This is a genomic window from Bacillus sp. CH140a_4T (assembly GCF_008923725.1).
GTDB lineage: Bacteria > Bacillota > Bacilli > Bacillales > Bacillaceae_G > Bacillus_A.
Genome location: NZ_WBPF01000005.1, coordinates 561,620 through 582,886 on the forward strand (window position 1 = coordinate 561,620; position 21,267 = coordinate 582,886).

The 21,267-nt window shown below is 31.8% G+C and carries 13 protein-coding genes and 3 pseudogenes; 5 read left to right on the forward strand and 11 right to left on the reverse strand.

The genetic code is table 11. The features are described from left to right. Window positions 1–49: 49 nt before the first annotated feature. A pseudogene (locus F8162_RS03920) lies at window positions 50–1,486 on the forward strand (IS4 family transposase). A gap of 460 nt (window positions 1,487–1,946) precedes the next feature. On the opposite strand, the gene F8162_RS03925 reads toward F8162_RS03920, so the two are convergent. Both F8162_RS03925 and F8162_RS03930 read right to left on the reverse strand, forming a co-directional pair. Continuing rightward, window positions 1,947–3,413, reverse strand: a complete 1,467-nt coding sequence (locus F8162_RS03925) for a M56 family metallopeptidase (protein ID WP_151634787.1) — start codon at window positions 3,411–3,413, stop codon at window positions 1,947–1,949. 2 nt (window positions 3,414–3,415) lie between these two features. Then, the gene (locus F8162_RS03930; RefSeq protein WP_371399362.1) at window positions 3,416–3,766 is read right to left on the reverse strand and encodes a BlaI/MecI/CopY family transcriptional regulator; all 351 of its coding nucleotides are present in this window, start codon (window positions 3,764–3,766) and stop codon (window positions 3,416–3,418) included. Window positions 3,767–4,300: 534 nt separating this feature from the next. On the opposite strand from F8162_RS03930, the gene F8162_RS03935 reads away from it, so the two are divergent. Beyond that, entirely contained in the window at window positions 4,301–4,573 is a 273-nt protein-coding gene (locus F8162_RS03935) for an HU family DNA-binding protein (protein WP_151634785.1), read from the forward strand. A 410-nt stretch (window positions 4,574–4,983) separates the two neighbouring features. Here the strand turns inward: F8162_RS03935 and F8162_RS03940 are convergent, their stop codons facing one another. Continuing rightward, window positions 4,984–5,457 (reverse strand): GNAT family N-acetyltransferase, encoded by a 474-nt coding sequence (locus F8162_RS03940; RefSeq protein WP_151634783.1) that lies wholly within the window; start codon window positions 5,455–5,457, stop codon window positions 4,984–4,986. Window positions 5,458–5,600: 143 nt separating this feature from the next. Between F8162_RS03940 and F8162_RS03945 the strand changes: the two genes are divergently transcribed. Both F8162_RS03945 and F8162_RS03950 read left to right on the forward strand, forming a co-directional pair. Beyond that, complete coding sequence (locus F8162_RS03945; RefSeq protein WP_151634781.1) at window positions 5,601–6,041, forward strand: MarR family winged helix-turn-helix transcriptional regulator; 441 nt, start codon at window positions 5,601–5,603, stop codon at window positions 6,039–6,041. Window positions 6,042–6,452: 411 nt separating this feature from the next. Continuing rightward, window positions 6,453–8,177, forward strand: a complete 1,725-nt coding sequence (locus F8162_RS03950) for a peptidoglycan D,D-transpeptidase FtsI family protein (RefSeq protein WP_151634779.1) — start codon at window positions 6,453–6,455, stop codon at window positions 8,175–8,177. Window positions 8,178–8,224: 47 nt separating this feature from the next. On the opposite strand, the gene F8162_RS03955 is transcribed toward F8162_RS03950, so the two are convergent. From F8162_RS03955 to F8162_RS03975, 5 genes and pseudogenes are all read right to left on the reverse strand, one after another. Continuing rightward, window positions 8,225–9,052, reverse strand: a complete 828-nt coding sequence (locus F8162_RS03955; RefSeq protein WP_151634777.1) for an SH3 domain-containing protein — start codon at window positions 9,050–9,052, stop codon at window positions 8,225–8,227. Next, window positions 9,045–9,575: an RNA polymerase sigma factor gene (locus F8162_RS03960; protein ID WP_142335538.1), complete on the reverse strand. Its 531-nt coding sequence runs from the start codon at window positions 9,573–9,575 to the stop codon at window positions 9,045–9,047. Before F8162_RS03960 ends, F8162_RS03955 begins: the two co-directional genes overlap by 8 nt. Before the next feature lie 288 nt (window positions 9,576–9,863). Beyond that, window positions 9,864–10,292: pseudogene (locus tag F8162_RS29415) on the reverse strand (DDE-type integrase/transposase/recombinase); the annotation flags it as partial. Between the two features lie 292 nt (window positions 10,293–10,584). Further along, window positions 10,585–12,948: a putative mucin/carbohydrate-binding domain-containing protein gene (locus F8162_RS03970; protein WP_151869320.1), complete on the reverse strand. Its 2,364-nt coding sequence runs from the start codon at window positions 12,946–12,948 to the stop codon at window positions 10,585–10,587. 142 nt (window positions 12,949–13,090) lie between these two features. Beyond that, on the reverse strand, window positions 13,091–15,331 hold the full coding sequence (locus F8162_RS03975; protein WP_151634773.1) for a M60 family metallopeptidase: 2,241 nt from the start codon (window positions 15,329–15,331) through the stop codon (window positions 13,091–13,093). A 699-nt stretch (window positions 15,332–16,030) separates the two neighbouring features. On the opposite strand from F8162_RS03975, the pseudogene F8162_RS03980 reads away from it, so the two are divergent. After that, window positions 16,031–16,093, forward strand: a pseudogene (locus F8162_RS03980) (helix-turn-helix domain-containing protein); the annotation flags it as partial. A 922-nt stretch (window positions 16,094–17,015) separates the two neighbouring features. Here F8162_RS03980 and F8162_RS03985 read toward each other — a convergent pair. The 3 genes from F8162_RS03985 to F8162_RS03995 are packed head-to-tail and all read right to left on the reverse strand — an operon-like array spanning window position 17,016 to window position 21,016. Continuing rightward, window positions 17,016–19,484, reverse strand: a complete 2,469-nt coding sequence (locus tag F8162_RS03985) for an ABC transporter permease (protein ID WP_151634771.1) — start codon at window positions 19,482–19,484, stop codon at window positions 17,016–17,018. Next, complete coding sequence (locus F8162_RS03990) at window positions 19,481–20,194, reverse strand: ABC transporter ATP-binding protein (RefSeq protein ID WP_098626472.1); 714 nt, start codon at window positions 20,192–20,194, stop codon at window positions 19,481–19,483. Before F8162_RS03990 ends, F8162_RS03985 begins: the two co-directional genes overlap by 4 nt. 21 nt (window positions 20,195–20,215) lie before the next feature. Then, window positions 20,216–21,016 carry a lipoprotein BA_5634 family protein gene (locus F8162_RS03995; protein WP_151634769.1) on the reverse strand — a complete coding sequence of 267 codons (801 nt, stop codon included), beginning with the start codon at window positions 21,014–21,016 and terminating at the stop codon, window positions 20,216–20,218. Window positions 21,017–21,267 lie beyond the last annotated feature (251 nt).

The window sequence follows — 21,267 nt, forward strand, 5'->3', positions numbered from 1 at the left end:
AACGTTATTCTTTCTAAACAAGCTAGATTAGAAAGGATGACGTTTTCTTATGAATCTCTCGATTCAAGATGAACTACAACCATTTGCGGAAGAATTACAGCGATATGTTACACCTGTATTTTTAGAAGAACTAGCAAAAGAACTTGGGTTTGTAAAACGAAAACGCAAGTTTTCTGGCTCAGACTTAGCTACTATTTGTATTTGGATGAGTCAACGGGTGGCAAGTGCTCCCTTAGTTCGATTATGTAGTAGGCTTCATGCAGCGACAGGCACTCTACTCAGCCCTGAGGGCTTAAATAAACGCTTAAATACAAAAGCAGTTTTGTTTTTACAACATATTTTTTCTTTACTGTTACAACAAAAAGTATGTGAACAAACGCAAATTTCTAACCATTTCTTCTCTTATTTCCAACGAATTCGTATCCTAGATGCCACCGTATTTCAAGTGCCAAATGCTTTAGAAAATGTATATCCAGGCTCTGGAGGATGTGCTCAAAAAGCTGGAATCAAAATCCAATTAGAATATGATCTACACAGTGGGGAATTTCTTAACTTTCAAGTTGGACCAGGAAAAAATAATGACAAAACATTTGGTACGGAGTGCTTAGATACCTTACAACCAGGAGATTTATGTATTCGTGATTTGGGTTATTTTTCATTGGAAGACTTAGATCAAATGGATCAACGCGGTACATACTATATTTCTCGTTTGAAATTAAATACAAATGTATAAGTGAAAAATCCAGACCCAGAATACTTTAAAAATGGTGCAATGAAGAAACAATCGGAATACATACAAATCGATGTGAAACAAATTTTAAACCAACTACAACCTGGAAAAACATTGGAATTAAAAAATGCTTATATTGGTGATAAACAACAACTGTTCGCACGTGTTATTTTTAATCGATTAACAGAAAAACAACTTCAAAAACGACGAGCGAAAATTTCGGAAAAAGAAAAATCCCAAAATAGATCGTACTCGGAGAAAAGTAAAATGGTAGCGGGATTAAACGTGAACGTGACGAATACACCTTGGGAATGGGTTCCGATGGAACAGGTACATGAGTTATATACTTTGCGTTGGCAAATAGAGATTGTCTTTAAAACGTGGAAATCACTCTTCAAAATAGACCATTATCGTAATGTAAAACAGGAACGATTAGAGTGCCAATTATATGGAAAGCTAATCGCTATTTTCCTTTGCTCCTCTACTATGTTTAAAATGCGCCAACTTCTTTTGCAAAAGAAGAAAAGAGAATTAAGCGAATATAAAGCGATAGGAATGGTCCAAGATTATCTATATCTTTTGTATCAAGCTATACAGAAAGACACCCAAGAAATAACAAAGATTCTAATCCGTCTATTCCACCTACTACAGAAAAATGGGCGGAAATCTCATCGATATGAGAAGAAAACAGTCTTTGATATTATGGGTGTTGTCTATGAGTATAGTGGACTTAGAAAACAAAAGAAAGCTGCATAATCTCTAAAAATGATACCTACCTAGGTTTATTTGGCATGCTCATTTTTAAGAATAAAAAGTGTTTCAAGAGTGTTGTAGTTTATTTGAACGAAAGTTTATCTTGTTTCCGCTCTTAAGTTGATGGGTATGTATGGTGACCCCTAATAGGGTACAGAAAAACAGCCTCTTAGTATAAAATTCTATGAGGTATCTAACAAATGAAAGTAGAACCTGCCTTACTATCCCCTTCAAGCCAAGTCTTGGTGTTCTATGAACTTTTGCCTATAGAATTAATATTTTGATACGCTTGCCAAATAATTCTTGATGGATAAATATATCTCACCGAAATTTTTTAGCAAACAAATGAAACTCATTTTTAAATAAAAACGCCATCCTTTCTATAGATTTCTATAAAAAGAATGACGCTTTCTATTAATTATAAGCATAAATTCATCTTAGATTGTTGGTAATATAACTAGACTTATTCCCATGCAGCAAATGCTACATAATCTTCTTTTCCATATTTATTTTGATATTCACCTGCGTGAATTATATCAACTTCTCCAACATGGTCTGGCTGAAATCCTGTTCCATCTCCATTATCAATAGGTTTCACTAGAGAAACTAGCATAAGCCCTGTAACTTCAGATTCTTTAGAAGTTTGCTTCAATGGAAGACCTTTAGATTTAAGATATTGCTTTTGTTTCTCGGTAAGTTTAAGTACTGCTGCTTCTGAAATATCTGTGTTCTTTTTACTTTGCTCAAGCTTGTCCATTTCTAATTGTTTTGCGACTTCTTCTGCCTTACTTTTTTCAAGATTATTCATTTCTTCTGGTTTAGCGGCTTGTTCAATTTTATTTTTTGTAGCCTGTGATTCACTTTTAAGCTCCTCAGCACTTGCATTCATTAAAGAAAAAGTAGATATACCTAATACAGCTGTCAATCCTAAAGCTGACCAACGATACGATTTTTTATTGAATTTTTTAATCATAACAATTCTCCTTTTCAATGCTTTTTTATTTTTACTTAGATTTGCTAAACTAGGCATTTGATAATAATTTGAATAGTGTTCTAATAATGTAATAATTGTATGCCCATATTCGATTTTTTCTTCCGAGTCAATAAAAGTAAGAGCCAATGCATCACATGCGATTTCTTGATCCTCGCGCATTGAATAATAGGCATACCAAAGGATTGGATTAAACCAATTTAGTATAAGCAAATGATGCATAAGCCAATTAACCCCAACATCTTTACGTTTAAAATGAGCTAATTCATGATAGAAAATAAACCGTAGCTGATTATCATTTAATCGTTGTATATGCTGTTCACATAATAATATTCTAGGTTTTCTAAATCCAAGGAGTGTCGGACTAGCAATCTTGCCGGCTAATTGCAAAGGAATATCCTCTTTTATAGACATCGTTTCTTTACAACCTTTGAAAATATTTAAAATTCTTTCATCTGTTATAATTGGTTGCTTTTGTATGTATAAGTATAAACGTCTATTTGCAATTAGTGTTAAAGTCCCTAAACAAAAAACACCTAGCATCCATACATATAAACAGATTTCATATATTGATATGTGTTTGGAACCCGATTCAACTGGTGATTTATTGTAATCACTTGAATTAACAGTATACTTCGCAGGTTCATTCATCACTTTTAAACCAGAAACATTTGCTTCCTTCTGAATTAGAGAAGTAGAAGTTACATATCCATGCGAAAGTATGGAGTATAGGCTATAAGAACTATCCGGTGACCAAGGTAAAAGTAATCTTACAATCAGAATTAACCACAGTGCGTAATGCCACCTTGCCGTTAATTGATTCCTTAGTAAAACTTTGATACATAAGATAAAACCTACCAATATACTAGCCATAATAGTAGTTTCTAACAGCCAATCAAAAAAAATAGAGAGATACGTTTGTATTAAAACATTTATCATAATTATGATCCCTCTTTTTGATTACTTTTATCATCTAGAATACGTTTGAGCTCATCGATCTCTTTTGAAGATAGCTTTTCATCTTGTAAAAAATTAACAAGCAACGGTTTCAAAGCAGCACCGTAAAAACGCTTAATAAAAGATTTAGTTTCTACTTGTAAATATTCATCTTGTGAGATTAAAGGACCGTACATGTACGTTCTTCCTATTTTCTGCTGAGAAAAAACAACTTGTTTTTGAACTAACCTATTGATTAATGTTCTAACTGTTTTTGGATTCCAATCCATTTGTCCTTCAAGAGCTTGAATTACTTCATTTGCTGTTTGTGGAGATTTTGACCAAAGGACTTTCATTACTTCTAACTCAGCTTCAGATATCTTAGGTATTTTTTTCACGTTTCCAATTTCCTCCTCCCTTTGATTACAAATGTAATCCTAAAGTTTATACTACATTTGTAATCTTAAATTTGCAATCCCTATTTTAATATCGGAATAAATTACTTGAAATAGGGATATCATTAAATTAACATAAGACTACAAATGTAATCTTATGTTTAGATTACATTTGTAGTCTCGATTTGTCAATCTCATTTAATATCCCCCTAATACAACATCTCCATATGTTTAAAGTAAATCATTTTACTTTAAATAGTTATGTATATTCTTCGCTTTTTCTTTGCCAGGTAACTTGTAACTTCTCTACAATACAATTCCCTTTATTTAACTATCTATATAGTATAGATTTTACAGTAAAAATACCTAATCCCCTTTTACAAAACTGGAAGGGTATCTTCAACTTTTTAATATTATATTTATATAGAATTCGCTCCTTTCTTGAAAACATACTATAAAATTAAATTAATAAATATCATTTAATGGAGGTTCATAATGAATAAAACAGAACTAATTAACCAAGTATCGGAGAAAACATCACTTACTAAAAAAGATGCTACCGCATCTGTACAAGCTGTCCTAGATCAAATTACACAATCTCTTCAAAAAGAGGAATCCGTACAGTTAATTGGATTTGGTACATTTGAAGTAAGTGAGCGTTCTGCACGTACTGGGCGCAATCCCCAAACAGGCGAAGAAATGCATATCCCAGGAGGAAAAGCACCTGCATTTAAAGCTAGAAAGGCTTTGAAAGATGCTGTTAAATAAGGCTTAAATTATCTATCTAAAAAAGAATGGAGATTTTTATCTCCATTCTTTTTTAGATTAATCATATATTTTTTTCGGAAAATAATTAACTAGTTTTTTATCATTTTCAAGATTTCCATACCCTTCAAACTCTTCTAATCATAGAATTTATTTTTAGATGCTAGGCGTATCAACACTGTGCTTGATACGCCTATTTTTTATGGTTTTCCCTTCGTTTTATCACTACATTTTGTAGACTTATCGAAACTTTTATCGCTACATTTGAACTTTTTTTTCATCACTTTTAAATAGCCAATTTAAGAGAAACAATTGATTGCTTATTGCCTAGTTGAAATTCATGTTTGTATTTGTGTCAAAATACAGTTCCTTCAATACTTTTCTTTTAATAGATGCGTTTACTACACCTCATTTTAAAAAGCTTTTATATACCATGCATTCATAGTGGAGTGTTCAGAACCTGGTAGTGGTTCATTTAAAAGTATAAATCCAAATTTTTCATATAATAGACATGCAGTTTTTAATTCATGCATTGTTTCTAAATAACACTTTTCATAATGTTTAGAGGCAAATGACAAAGCTGTTTCCATTAGTTTCTTGGAAATCCCTAAACCTTGTGCTTTTGGACTTAAGTATAACTTTTGTAATTCGCAAACTTTTTCATGTTCGTTAAACGGTGCTATACCAATTCCACCAACAACTTCTCCTTCCATTTCTACTACCCAATAGTTCGCATGTTTTAGATTATTATAATATTGGTGTAGGTCGTTAAGCTGAGGGTCAAAATAAGCTGTTCCAGGAAGCGCTAATCCAAGTGATTTTAATGAATCTTGTATAATTTCTTTTACTTTTACATTGTCTTCTTTTTTCATTTCTCGAATAATCATATACGATCTCCTTCAATTAGGTTTTAATAAAGATTGCGATAGATTTTTGAAAATGGCAACCCTAAAATGTTGACTAAGTCCATATTTCAAGGGTACAGTTATATTAATATTAAATGTGGACTTAGTCAACAAAAGGAGGATCTATGGATAAAAAAATTATTTATGAAATCAGACAATTCAACCGATTTTATACAAAGGTACTTGATTTATTTAATAACCAGATTCTAGATACAGATTACTCATTAACCGAAACACGAATACTATTTGAAATAAGCGAAAGAACAGAGTGTATTGCGAATAATCTAGTACAAGAGCTTAATATTGATAGAAGCTATATGAGCAGAATTTTACGTAGATTTGAGAAGGAAGAATTAATAGAAAAAAGAAGTTCAATAAAAGACAGCAGAAAAAACTTGCTCTTTTTGACAAAAAAAGGAGAGGAACTACTAGATATAATTCATATTCAGTCAGATGAACAAATAAATCAATTGTTTAATGGACTAAGTGATAGTGAGATTAATGAAATTCGTGTTTCCATGATGGTAATAAAAGACAAATTAGATAAAAATATTAAACAAAAGTAAAAACATGAATGATTTTAAAGAACTAATTGGAGTAGCGTCACACATCCATCAACTTAACAGAACAGGTTACCCCTAAAACGATAAAAATGAACTTTGATACTACAAAAAACACAAATTTTTGTTTAGGGGGTACTTTAAAATATTAGCTTGATGGGCATGGGGTACAGCCTAGTAATTGATAAATCTCCTATCTTGTTTTTCTCTCTATTTTTTTTGCTTACATTAGAAATGCTAAATTGTATAATGACTCATATTAAACTTATCAATAGACTTGCTAGTAATTTTTCATACTAACTATTCCTTTCTTCATGCTGTAATACTTAATAGATAACCTAAATAATAAAATTGTTCCACATTTACAAAAAAAATAATTAACTATAAGATGAAATAGACTACATAAGGGAGGGTTATATGTTACATATAAAAAGATGGAAATTTTTTGCGATTCTTTCTATTGTAGGTTTGATTTTACTACTTTTAATAAAAATCAACTTCATTTCAATTACTATCGCAACTTCTTCAGCTGAAAGAGGAAAAATTTCCGATCAAAATGGGGTCATACTAGCTACAAATAAGAAAGTGAAGTCTCTATATTGCACTTCTAATGATGAAAAGCTATCGAATCAAGATACCTCAGACACATTAGCTTTTTTCAATCAATTTTCAAACGAGTTTCAACATGACATTTCTGCAGAGGACATAAAATCACAATTACAACAATCTTGTAAAAAGCAGACTATGAATGATATACCATTATACTCTGACATAAATGAGAGTGAACTTACATTCATAAACAAGAATAAACCCAATAATGTAATAATTAAAGATGAATGGATTCGATATTATCCAAAACAAGAAATTGGTTCACAGCTAATTGGATATGTAGAAAATGACCTTAATTCTAAGTATGGACCTGTTGGAAAAAGTGGGGTTGAGCTTCAATATGAAAATGATTTAAAAGGAAAACCCGGAAAAACTCTAATTTTTAAAATGAATAATAAAAAATTCTCATGGAACATTCAAAAAGTACAAAGAGGAAAAGATATCCGGCTAGCTTTAGACTCGAAATTGCAGCAAAAAACCGAGGAAGCATTAAGATCTCAAATTAAGAAAATACCTGATGCTAAAGCTGGTTATGTTGTAGTAACTGATGTAAAAACTGGCGCAATTTTAACTATGGCCAACTCGGCAGTATTTAATCCAAATACATTACATACACATGTATCATCTAAAGATGAAAACTTTAAATCACTTTCGCAAAATAAAGCAATTCAAAAATTAAAGTATGGTGAATCTTATGTAAATATGGCCTCTACTATAAAGCCACTTACTATTCTAATTGGATTAAACGAAAAGCTTTTTCAACCTGAAGATACTTATTTAGATAAGGGTACTTTTCAGTATGATAATCAAAATAACATTACGAATGCACCTGGAACGCCAACAGGTGAGATTACACCAAGGCAGGCTATCATTAATTCATCTAACACATTTATGACAGCAAAAGTAGCTCTGCCCTTATTCAACCAAAATAATGGGAATATAGAAAAAGTGGCACATATATGGACAGATTATTTAATGCAATTCGGCCTACGTTCTAAAACCGGGATTGATTTACCCTTTGAAGAAGACGGACAATATGAATTCCATCCATCTAATAAGTTTGAAAAGGGAATCTCCGCTTTATTAAATGCCTCTTGGGGAGGAAATGAAGTGCATACCCCTCTTCAACTGGCTCAATATGCAGCAACTTTGGCAAGTAAAGGTGATAAGTATAAACCTCAAATCGTAAGTGCTATTATAAGTCAGGATGGTAAGGAAACAAAAAAGTTTAAACCAATTTTAGAAAGTTCAAATCGTTATCCTATGGAATTTTGGAGTGTCGTGCAAGGTGGAATGAGTCAAAATATAGAGGAGATTAAAAATTTACCCTTTCATGTCGCAGGTAAAACGGGTAATACCGGTTCTCCGAATGAGCAAGAAAGAATGATAAATCATTCACTTTTCATTTCATATGCTCCTACCGAAGATCCACAAATCGCCATTTCTGTCGTTATTCCTGGTAGTAATTCAGAAAAAAACATCGCTGCTCTCGTTACAGCAGAAGTTTTAGAGTTCTGGCATACACTTCAATAAGAAAATAAAAACAAAGAGGAAGGTTCATTAAAGTGAACCTTCCCCTTTTACCATAAAGAATCTATATCTATTATTTTCCACATGCCTTCATGATCCTTTTCGAACACGAATGAATATTTAATATCAGTTAAAACATACTCTTTTTGTACATACCCGGTATTACCTTTAAATGTCGATATTTTTATATATCCATCATTCTGCTCTTTTTCTGGAATCCAAGCTTTTACCATTTCATTAGATACTTCATATAAAACTTGTGATTCTCGTCTTGGTTCAGCTAAAATTTTCGTTTTATTTCCAGTAACAGTTACATATATAAAATGTTCTCGCTTTGATTGGTTACTTTCTGTCATTCCACTTGGTACTTTATATACTTTCTTTGTATCATTTGCAAATTCTCCCCCCATCGTAAGAGCAACTTGCAACTCATGAAAAATGTCTTCATCAAACTTCAATTCATCCTTCTTATAACTCTTCCCTTTAAATAGAATTTCATCATTTAATGCTCTATACAAATCATTTTCATTTTTTGAATTTGTGCTTTGATATAAATCATTCATAAATTGTTTTAATGATGGATCTTGAGCAGACTCATCTTTTGTATTCGGCTTAATTTGTGTACTACTTTGTACCGGTGATTTATTATTATCAAGCCCAGGTTGTTGAACAATAAAAAATAACATTGTACAAACCAAAACAACTGCAACAGGCAATGCTTTTTTACGAAATGGTCTCTTATTTATTACAGAATCTACTTCACTATTTTGATATACCGATTGCTTTATTTTATAAATAAATTCTTCTTCATCTTTCCGATGCTCCATTGGGCCTTTTTTCAATTTACTATACCAGTCAGGATTTTTTTTACTATTCATCACTTCTACCCTCCCCTATTAGTTTTGAAACTTTACTTCTCGCTCGACTTAATCTAGATTTGACTGTTCCAATTGATACACCTAATGTTTCAGCCATTTCTTCATAAGATAATTCATATTTCGCGTCCAATATTAGTATTTCACGGTGTTTTTTAGGTAGTTTTAATACAACATCCCACACTTCATTTAGTTCCTCTTGCTTAAAAAACTCTTGTTCTGCCGAGGAAGACTGCTTGTCGTCACTAAAAAAACCCACTAAAGATATCCTTTTAAAATAAGAGGATTTCAAATAGTTTATTGCCGTATTTCTTGTGATTTTTAATATCCACGTTTTAATAGATGACTCCTTTCGAAACAAGTGCCAATGTTTAAAAACCTTTATAAAGACATCTTGCGTGATGTCATCTGATAAGTGTGGATCTTTCGTAATAATAAATGAATAATTCCATACATCTTGCCAATAGTCTTTAATAACATAGTCAAGCTCATCATGATTACATTTTTCAATAAACTTCTGTTCCATTTCCACACCTCAAACTTATTTGAATAAACATAAAACTACCCTCACTTTTAATATGGTTTCAATAGATAGACATGATACAAGTCTCATTTGTTCCATAGCTCTTTTTTCTATATAACTGCTCTTTCTGTATTTGAATACGTTGTCGTTCTTCTTCCTCTTTCTTTATTTTTTCTTGACGGTTACGTAGCTCTTCTTGCTCCCTTTGTATTTTGTTTCTGGTGCAAAAACAAAGTAAAAGAGAATAAAATATATATTCCTAACGGAATCGTATTTTTATGCTACAAGTCCATCTACTATATTATTCAAGTACTTTTGTTGTCTAAGTTGCATACCATCAGGTATGCTCTTTCTTTTTTCAACTGCTCAATTGCTATAGAATAAGCCGGATTCTTATCGACTGTTATTACACGTGGCTTTGAAACATAAAAAGGCCGCAAAGCTTTCCTAAAAAAGCGCTTTGCAGCCTTTTGATTTCTTGTTTTGTTTAGACAAAAATCGATTGTGTTGCCTTTCGAATCAAAAATACGTTACAAGTACATCCATTGCCCTTTAAACTTTTATAAATGTTTCATCAGTTTCTCGCGCCCTCTTTAATGTACTTGCCCATATAAAATCTGGTGGAAAGTCATTTTTGACTTTATGTACTAAACCTCCCACTTGTCATCTATCCATTTCCGTTAATTCAAAATCTGCTCTTACTTCATGCACGTTTAAAATATCCGTTTCCGATTCCCGTACCTAATTAATAGCATACCGTTTCCCCCCTTTACATCTTTTAAACCGAATGGATATATTATTATAATATATCTATTTATTCAAATTAAAGAGGAGTTTTTACTTTTAATAACATATTCTTTTAATTGGGAAAATCTATTTTCTCTTCATACTACCTGTACTCTTTCCTCAACAAAAACAATACAAAATGCGGTCTTTCCATCAATAATTAACACTTTTTAATAATAAAAAAGGATGTCCAAAAAAATTCTATTTTTTTAGACATCCTTTTAATCTATTTTATTAATAATCCCGTAGGAGTAACTTGATATGTTTTTTTCTTACCCACAAATTCCTGTTTACTATTCTCAAGATTAGTAAGTGTGGCACGTGTCTTTTCCTTTTGTGCTTCTCCCTCTATATGAGTAAATTCAATATAATCCCCTACTTTGACTGAAACGGTTTGGCTTTCAGAAGCTTGTTGTCTATTTCCTACAATTTCTTTATTGTACAAGATATTGCCCCATGAGTTTTGAACTTTAATGCTTGCATACGTACTAGTAAAATAGGAATGGGGTATACCCGCTTCTAATTTAATCTGCATTTTCTCTGTTGTTTTGTTATATTCTATTTTCGCGATTTCTCGATCATTATATCCCTTTAATGACCATGCGAATTGATTTCCATCTAAAACCGTTGTTTCTGGCATTTTCTCTACTTTCTTCAGGCCTTCTTTTGTAACTTGATACCTTGCTGTTTTTCCAATGGTTTCATTTTTGTTATTTTCAAGGTTAATTAAAGTCGCTCGCGTTTTTTCCTTTATTGCTTCCCCTTCTATATGAGTTAGTTCAATGTAATCCCCTATTTTAACGGGCACAGTTTGGCTTTCAGCATTTTGTTGTTTATTTCCTACAATTTCTTTATTGTACAGAACGTTGCCAGAAGAATTCTGGACCTTAATACTCGCATACGTACTAGCAAAGTAGGAATGTGGTATACCTGCTTCTAGTTTTACCTTCATCTGTTCTGCCGTTTTATCATAATCTACTTTTGCAATTTCTCTATCACTATATCCTTTTAATGACCATGCAAATTGATTTCCATCTAAAATTGTTGCTTCCGGCATTTTTTCTACTTTCTTCAGACCTTCTTTGGTAACTTCGTATATGGCTTTTTTTCCAAAGCTTTCTTGTTTACTATTATCGACATTCGTAAAATTAGCTCTATGCACACCTTCTAAATGTGTTAGCTCGATATAATCTCCTACTTTGACTGGTACCTTTTGTGATTCAGCATTTTGTTGCTTATTTCCATAAATCTCTTTGTTATAGGTCACTTTACCTGATGTGTTTTGCACTTTAATACTTGCGTATGTACTATCAAAGTAGTTATGTGGTATACCTGCTTTTAAGTCCACTTGCATTTCTTCTGTTGATTTATTTAAATTTACTTTCGCAAATTCAAAATCTCCAATCCCTTTCAGCGACCATGCAAATTCGTTACCTTCAAAAATGTTTGGAGATTCATTTTTGATTTGTACCTTTTTCTCAACAGTTTGATCAAATAAATCCGTTAATACAATTTTTGCATAAGCATTTGTTGGTAATAATATAGATTGATTGATTCCATTTTGATAAGATTTAATATCATCAATTACGTTAATAGGTTGGCCCGTCATATTTTCATTGTTATAAATTTCAATTTTCCCCTTAAATTGCGGTGTACTATTTTCTTTTAGTTTCCAAGATACATTTAATTTTTCATTTTCATAATATATAGATTGGATATCAAAATCTATTTTTCCTATTTCAGGTTGAGTAGGTTGATTTAGCGTGAATGTTTTTCCTGATCCAATGGTAGACTGCGTATTACCTCCTGCTTTGACCCATACATATTCTGAAGTAGCTCCTCCATCATATTGATAAGCATTATCATGCGTTCCAGAAATACTTTGATTATTCCAAGAACTCCATTGTCTATCTACTAACTTTCGGCTATAACCATTTTTTAGGCGCGCTTCTCGAACATTCTGTCCACTATCAGCCCAGTCTTCCTGAAACATTCCTAATCCATGATTAAATGCAACATTAGCAACCGGAAAGTCCATAATTGCAATTAGGTGCCATTTATTCTTTGTTACATCTTTCATCCATTGTCCAAATTTAGTATGACCATCTTCTTGCCATGAACGCATTGTCATTCTGTACCAATTGTAGTCTTTCCAACCATAAGTTGTTTGAATCTTCATTCCTGTTCCTTCTCCTTCAAAGGGTCCAGCTTGTGAATTCGGAGATAAGTATTCGGCCTTTATTGCTTCTTTAGAGGAAATTGGATCCCATAAGGCAAAATGTAATGTACGTTTTCCATTTTCATCATACCCACTTTGTTGTTGAAAACCAGCATATCCTCCAGCTTCACCACCTGCATTCCAGTTGTGTACAGCCCAATACGTATAAGGTGCAGTCTGAACTGGTGACCAGTCTATACTAATAATATCTGAGGCAGGTATATTTTGGGGACTCACATAAACTGCTGGAGCAGCTGAATGTGTTTCGGCTCTAGAGTGCGAAATAGACGTTCCAAACATAGAAAACATGCTACATGCTGCGGTAATTATAATAACTTTATTAAAACTTCCCTTAGTTTTCTGACTAATCACACTAATCTACTTCCTTTTCTAATTTTTATTATTGAATAATAACTTAGTAGATAAATCTATCAAAATTCAAGCAACATCCAGTAATTCTTTAAAATACTGCCCCAATTTATGTTGTTCTATCTTCACATCTGATTCTTACATATTACTTGATTGTAAGTGGTTTCCATAACGATAATGCAAATATCCAATTTTGGTCACCATTTCCTTGATGATTTTGAACAGCTTCATATACTTTCCCTTGATGTTCTACTTTGTCTCCCTTTGTATACGCCTTCTTTGGATCCCATTTCTCATAAGATGCATTTTGATCTTTTGTTTTTACCGGCAGAATGTTACTTTGAATTGATGTATTTCCAGCTGCATCTACAGCCTTCACTGCATATTTATATTCCTTATTAACTGTTAAGTTTTGATCAGTAAACGTCGTTCCTTGTACCGTCTGAATTAGTTGTCCATCACGTAATACCTGATATTCTTTTACACCTACATTATCTGTAGAAGGATTCCATTTTAGCTCTACACTGTTAGCAGTTACATTGCTTGCGGATAATCCTTGTGGCTGTGTGGGAGCTTCTGTATCTGGTTTCGGATTAACAATTTGGTTTACTTTCTTCAGGCCATCCTTTGTAACTTCGTATATGGCTTTTTTCCCAAAGCTCTCTTGTTTACTATTATCGACATTCATAAAAGTAGCTCTATGCACACCTTCTAAATGTGTTAACTCGATATAACCTCCTATTTTGACTGGTACCGTTTGTGATTCAGCATTTTGCTGTTTGTTTCCATAAATATCTTTCTTATATACTACTTTTCCTGATGCATTTTGTACTTTAATACTCGAGTATGTTTCATTAAAATAATGATGCGGTATGCCTGCTTTTAAGTCGATTTGCATTTCTTCTGTCGACTTATTGAAATTGATTTTAGCAAACTCAAAATCGCTAATTCCTTTTAGTGACCATGCAAACTGTTTTCCTTCTAAAATATTATTTCCATTAGGCATATCTGGTTTAATTGGATTAGAATCCGTACCCTTCCAAATTTCTGTTGTTAAAATTGGATATCCTAATGCAGCCACTTTTTGGATGGTATCATTATTTGGACGTAATCCCCACTTCTCAAAGAAAGGAATCAAATTTTGTTTGGCTACTTTTGATGCTGAAATCATAAATAATTGTTTTTTATTTTCATCAGTTTGTGGAATTTCATTTGAAGGCATGTCTCTATACAATTGATGCAATTTAGGATAGAAATCCTCTCCATATGCTAACTGTAGTTGCCAAAGCATAACAAGCTTAACAAAAACATCACTAATTTCATCATAATTTTTATTCGTTTGTTCTAGATATTGAAACGCTTTTGGATAAATTCCACTTTTCTCTAAATTGGATGGTTGATTAAATGCTTTTTCTACAGAAAGGCTGTATATATTATTTTGTACTTCTGTCATATTATAAAACTTCCAGGGCGATTGTTGTCTCAAATGTCCTGCCTCGTGCCATGGACCCCAGCCATCTTTTACAAATTTATCAATATCTAACACGTATTGAATTGCATCTTCTACATATGCAGTTCGATAAGAAGTTGCATACATATAATAATCCGGAGAATGATTTTCCTCTACGTAATGAACATAATGTTTATCTACTTGTTCTTCGGATAATCCATCTACTTTGTCTTGAATTCGAGTAGCTTCATCCATCTTTTTTAAGAGTTGTACAGGATCTGTATTAGAACCCAACAAATATTTCTTAACACGTGCAGGACTGGCTGTAATTAATACACGTTCTCCTTTTAACTCCACTGCATGTGCATTAGGATATTGGTCCAGCATGTTTATTAGATCTTGTTTCGTATGCTTTCCTAATTCAAAGAAAGGCATAGTCGTTCCACCTGTTGTGACTGTTGTTCGAATGGTGCCACCTTGTTGTTTATTATAAAAATAAATCATCCCCCCATTTGGAGATTGAATCGTGTTTATACCAGGTTTTAATGTAAATGATTTTATTTTAGAATCTTCTCTCCAGGAAGCATCATACGAATACGTTCCAATATATACCTGAATATCTTGATTACCTTCTACATTAATCGTTATTTGTTCATTTGGTTTTGCATATAAACCAGTGGGTTCATATGGGCTAAATGCCATATTTTTTCTTTCCTGTTGTTTCAGTCCCTCGACATCCCCTTTCCCTGGGACTGTATACGTTCTATTTTCTGATTTAACTGAATTCTCACCTTGCAGTGATGCTGATAATTTTTTTGGTTGCTGCATTTCCTCTGCAAAGACATCTGGTGAAGAAGCCATTCCAGAAGCAAGTATAGTTAATGTTGCAGTAGCTACAAGTATTCTTTTGGTTTTATGCTTTGATTTATTCCCCATAGTATCTCCCTCTCATTTCCTTGATAAATTTAAAAGTTTTCATTTCTTTAGCATGTGTTTACGTGCAAAAATAGTTCATGAACTTGTATTTATTACTTTTTACATAGCCCTCCCTTTACTCTGTTTATAATTATATTTAGATGTTATTTTATGACACATATAAATACAACTTTATAAAATATCTATCAAAAACGTGTATTTATGTTTTAATCTAGTATTCCTAACTGTCTTACAAATCAAATAAATTACACAAAGGTTGTCATTTCGTGTGAATAATACATTAAATCTAATTAATTACAGAGTAATAATTCACAAAAAATTAATATTATGTAAAATTCAAGAAAGTAAATAGCTATAGGCGGATTTGTCATATATACATTGACACCGCTAAGTCATTTACTACCATCAGAATACTTCATTCTTTTTTCTCTTATAGCTTAAGTTTTTAAGTTATTGGGAGATAATAGCGTCATCTTTTCCTAGGATTCCACAGAAAAGGTATCGTAGTTTTTATCATTTTAGCCAAGAAGACTCCTTCCTCAAGGAACGTGAAATGAGTAGGTGGGAGATGAATTGGCTTCGGACAAGGGATGGCAGGAAGTCATCTTAATTGTTCGACATACTTACATTGTTACTTCAATATCATTCGAATGTACGTTTGTTGTATAATAGGTACATATCAAAATGGGTGTGAAAGGAATGATGATCAATAAAGCATATAAATTTAGTATCTATCCAAATAAAGCACAAGCAACCTTAATCATTCATTAGTTAGCTACTGAAAATACTTTGTTTTAATTGTATGATTAGGGTGTATTATAATAAGTTTAAAAATTATAGAAAAAACCCCGATTTGATTATGTTTCAAAATAAAAGTAAGCCTATGACTCAAAATTACATGTATCTTGGCAGTACCCCTATATTTACCTTTAGCAGTACAATTTTTTCATTTGTAAGTTTCTTCAAAATCCCCCCACCACTTAACAAGTCTAATTATTATTTATTTTTCTTTATAATCTATTTCTATGATATACTCATAATGAGTCGGGGAATCACTCTCCCCTCTATGTACTTATATTTTATCTATTCATTTTGGCGTTTAGACCTTTAAAGCTAAGCGTCCTTTTTCTTTTTTACCCTATAATTCAGCATCTCGTACTAAATTATTTGCTAATCTTCTCAAAACAAACAATACAGTATCTATTTAGCGGATTAATTCAACATAAGATTATATGTAGACTATTAATTAGGTATTTAGTTTTTTATTAAACATTATGATACGTGAAATTTTATATTTCCCCTATAAAAAAAGCCACTTGAAAGGAGCATTTATTTTACAAGATACTGTTCTATTTCTTTCGGAGACTCTTTAAAATATTAGCTTGATAAACATGTGGTGATACCCTTTTATGAACTAACATTAACAATGTGTCCACTTTCACCTTTCATTTAGTTCTAATTCTTTTGATTTCATTTAACTATTCTTTATCTTTTTCTGAAGCTTTTTCTATTTTATACATTTTAAAACTATCCCTTATCTCAAAAAAAAGCTTACCAAAAGAAGAAATTACCTTCCCTTGATAAAGCTTTAACTTTGTCTAACCTTCTTTTACAAACCCTTTATATTCCACTCTAAAAATTACAGGCATTGTATTTCACGAACAATATATTGTTATGACTACTGTTATTCTTCTCTAATTACATCTATAACATTATCCTTTTGAATTTTCCCAAGTGGTATTAGTACCGCTACATAACTAATCAACAGTGCAGTTATAAATGTGGTAAAGATAGATTGATAAGGAATAATCAATTCAAAAGACACCATATTCGAAAGCGCTATATAAAGAATATATGAAAGCATACAGCCGAAAAAGATTCCTTGTATACTTCCAAAGAGACCGTACAGGAGCCCTTCATAAGTAATCATCTTTTTTAAATCCTTTTGCGACATACCAATCGATTTTAAAGCAGCTAGTTCTTTTCTTCTCATAATGATGCTGACTGTAATGGTATTTAAAATATTCACACAACCAATCAGTGTAATAACAGCTATAAATCCGTACCCTAATATTTTTATATAAAGTACATTGTCTGTATGAAAATTACTTTGAACAATATTATTTTGTACATCTATAGATGCATCTCCACCCAGTTTCTTTTGTATATCTAAAATTGTAGCATCAGCCTGAGATTGATTCTCTAAATCAATTTCAAAACCTGATAATTTTTGTGGAGATGGTGTAATATATTCAGCTATTTGTTCACTAGTAATAAAAGTTATGGTATCCATCACTCTGCTCATATTAAAAATATCCAATTCTACAATTGCAGCTATTTTTAAAGTTTCCAGTTTTTCTTCATTGTAGGAGATTTCCTCTGTAGATTTTCTTTCCTGCTGACTTGTTATTTGGATTTCATCCCCTACCTGAAAAGTGCTTAGAGAACCTATATATTTTTTACTTGTATTCATATCATTCGTTGCAGCTTGTTTTACTAAAATAACCTCTTTTTCACGATTTAATTTTGAAATATCAATTCTTCCACTAGTTACATTTTCAGCTAGTTTCTTTAAACTATTCTCATCGTATGCTTTTATTTGTGTTTTCATAATTTCTACAGTTTGATTATTATATTTTACTTTTTGATACAGCGATTCATTTCCTTGTAATTCTTTAATTTGTTTATTTTTTGGTACTTTCGTATAAAAATCATTTGCCTGATATTGCTTGTACAGCTTCTCTACATTATTGACTTTATAAATATTTCGACTCATACGATCTATGCTAGGCTTGTCTAAATTTGAATTAAGCGTAACTGATATGTCCGATTTTAGAGCTTGAATTTCCGGTTGTTTACGCTGAATGACAGTATCTATGAGAAACGTAAACGTAATATACAGTACACTACTTATAATAATAGACAAGATTGTAACTGTATATCTATTGGGATTCCTTTGGATATTTTTTAATGCCATACTTAAGGGAAAAGATAGTGGTTTCTTTAACTTTGTTCTCTTTTTTTTCTTTATTTTTTCTTTTTTTATAGCTAATCGGCTACTTACGGCCAGTAACGGTGAAATTCTACCTGCAAAAAAAGCAGGAAAATAGCTTGAAATATAGACAGTTATCAATGTAATTAGAGAACTTACACATATAATTAACCAATCTAATTTAATTGTATATCCCATAGAATTTTTAAGTACGTTTATCAGTACTTGATTAAGTAAAAAGACTACTAATATACTGCACATAATCCCAAAAAAGATAGCAATAATTGAAAGAAATGTTGCTTCCCTTATCACAATTTTTCTGATTTGTTTTTTTGTAGCTCCTATACTCCTCAATAGCCCAAACTGTTTCATTCGCTCTACTATACTAATTTGAAATGCATTGTAAATAATAACAATCGTAGAAATCACAACAATCCCAATACTAATAGCTGCTGCCATCATTATCTCCACACTAGGCTTTAAGGCTCTCTTTAATCCGTCATTCACTCTTATATTTTCTTTATTCGTTAATAATTTAAATTGATTTTCAACTTCATCAAAGTTTGCGTACTTATGCAATTCAATCAATACGCTACCTTCTCCAACTTTAAACTTATTTTTATATGTCAATAATTGACCTTTTTTATTTTCCTGAGTACTATTAGACTTATTTAGCAAACCAACAAGTTTATATTTTTTATCATGAATAGTAAACATACCGCCTAATTTAAGATTGGGTCCGAAGTAAGGTAGCATCCATTTTTCCAAAACAGCCTCGTTTTCATTTGAAGGTAGCTTACCTTGTACAGGTATACTAGAATTTAACAGCTTTAATGCTTGTTGGTCTGCATACATATAAGAGACAGCTATTTCATCAACATTGAGCGTCTCTCCTGGAGCTATGATGCCATAAGAAGATATATTCGGATTACTTTTTATCATATTGAAAAGCTTTTGATTATAATTTTCAACTGAAATATTTGCGGAACCCATAGAACCTTTTTTAGCATTTTCAATTCCCGAAGTGTATCCGCTATTAAAAAACAAACCAATCGTTGTTATTAGCGCCAATGCTAAAATAATGCCTGTTAATGTTAGCAGAGTACGTTTTATATTACTTCTGAGATATTTTTGACTTAACTGTTTGTAACTACGAATCAATACTCCTCCCCTCCACATTTTGCTTGATTTTGCACTAATTGTTTATCTGAAATAATCATGCCATCTGCAATGGTTATAATTCGATCAGAGTTTGATGCGATAGCAGGGTCATGGGTAATTAAAATCACCGTCTGATTATATTTTTTAGCTGTTACTTTTAATAAATTCAGAACTTCTTTTGTATTTTTTGTATCTAGATTTCCGGTTGGTTCATCTGCTAAGATAATATCGGGTTTATTTATAAGAGATCTACCAATAGATACCCTTTGTTGTTGACCACCCGATAATTCAGAAGGCAAATGATCTCGTCTTTCATTTAACCCTAGAGTTCGTATAATTTCATCCAGGTAATGATCATCTACCTGTTCCTCGTCCAGTAGAGCTGGCAAAGCAATATTTTCTTGTACATTCAAGACAGGTATCAAATTAAAAAACTGAAATATAAAGCCAACTTTTCTTCGGCGAAAAATAGAAAGTTCATTATCTTTATAATTATAGATATTTTCACCACCTATAAACACATTTCCTGAACTCGGACGATCCAACCCTCCTAAAATATGTAATAACGTACTTTTACCAGAACCTGACGCTCCAACTATGGTGACGAATTCTCCCCTATGAATGGAAAGATTAATTCCTTTTAACGCCTGTACTCGCGTTTCTCCCTCTCCATATGTTTTTTCTACATTTTCTAATCTAACAACCTCCATACAACTCATCCTTTTCACAGATTAATTTTGAATCTCTACAAAATAGATTTTATCCCTATCGTATTCACTATTCTCGTCTTTCACTTCATACACTTTTGAAATGTTTTCGATCACCTTATTTACCTTGTTTTTATTTTTATAATCAAAATTTTCTTTTGCAAACTGAATTAACGAAAGGTTTACTTCTTTTTCTTTTAATTGTTTATATGTGTCCTCATTAACAATTACTATCGGTGATGAAAAATAGCCAATCCAATTATTTTGTTCAATATGTTGAACAGGTATCATTTGTCCATTTAAATTTAAATTTCCATCCTTAACTTCCTCATCTTCCGCTTTTTTTCTATAAAATAAATTTTTTTCACTCGCTAATTCTTTTATTTCTTTTACCGGGGTTGAAGTTATTGAACTATCTTCTTTAGATAAGGGTGTTCTTACAATTCCTTTTTTCAAGAATTTTTCTGCTGTAGATTTTGTAATAACCGCGTATTGTTTCTTTCTAAGAGATGATTTATCAAGTTCTTTGTCCATCTCTTCTTCAGTCATATTTTCTCCTTTTTCTTTCCATTCTTTCTTAATATCTTCTTTCTGTTCGGTAGTGAGTTCTTGTTTTATTATTTCTGTGACCAATTTATAACTATAATCTGCTGTTCGTACGTTTTGATCTTTATACAGATTTTTAACAGCAGATATATTTTCTTTCGTTCCAGATACCATGATACCGTTTACCGGTTGTGAGGGACCATTTATATAACGATTTACAGCAAACCCTATACCTATAAAAATTGCTGTTACTGCTAGAAATCCTATTACCTTTTTCATTTTCTTCCTCCTCATATACTATGTTTAATTTGGGATTAAAACAGTGGTTTTCTTCTTTAAATAAAACAGTGACTAAAATGCTACAAGTCTTAATAAAGAATGATTACCTCCAGTATAGACGTCTTTAATTGCTAATTGAATAACTCTTGTCTTACTATATATACTTTAATCTTACAGTTTAGTAAGATTACTAAATCTAACTTTTTATATACTCGTAACTCTGCTCAAGATATATTTTAAAATTGTACACT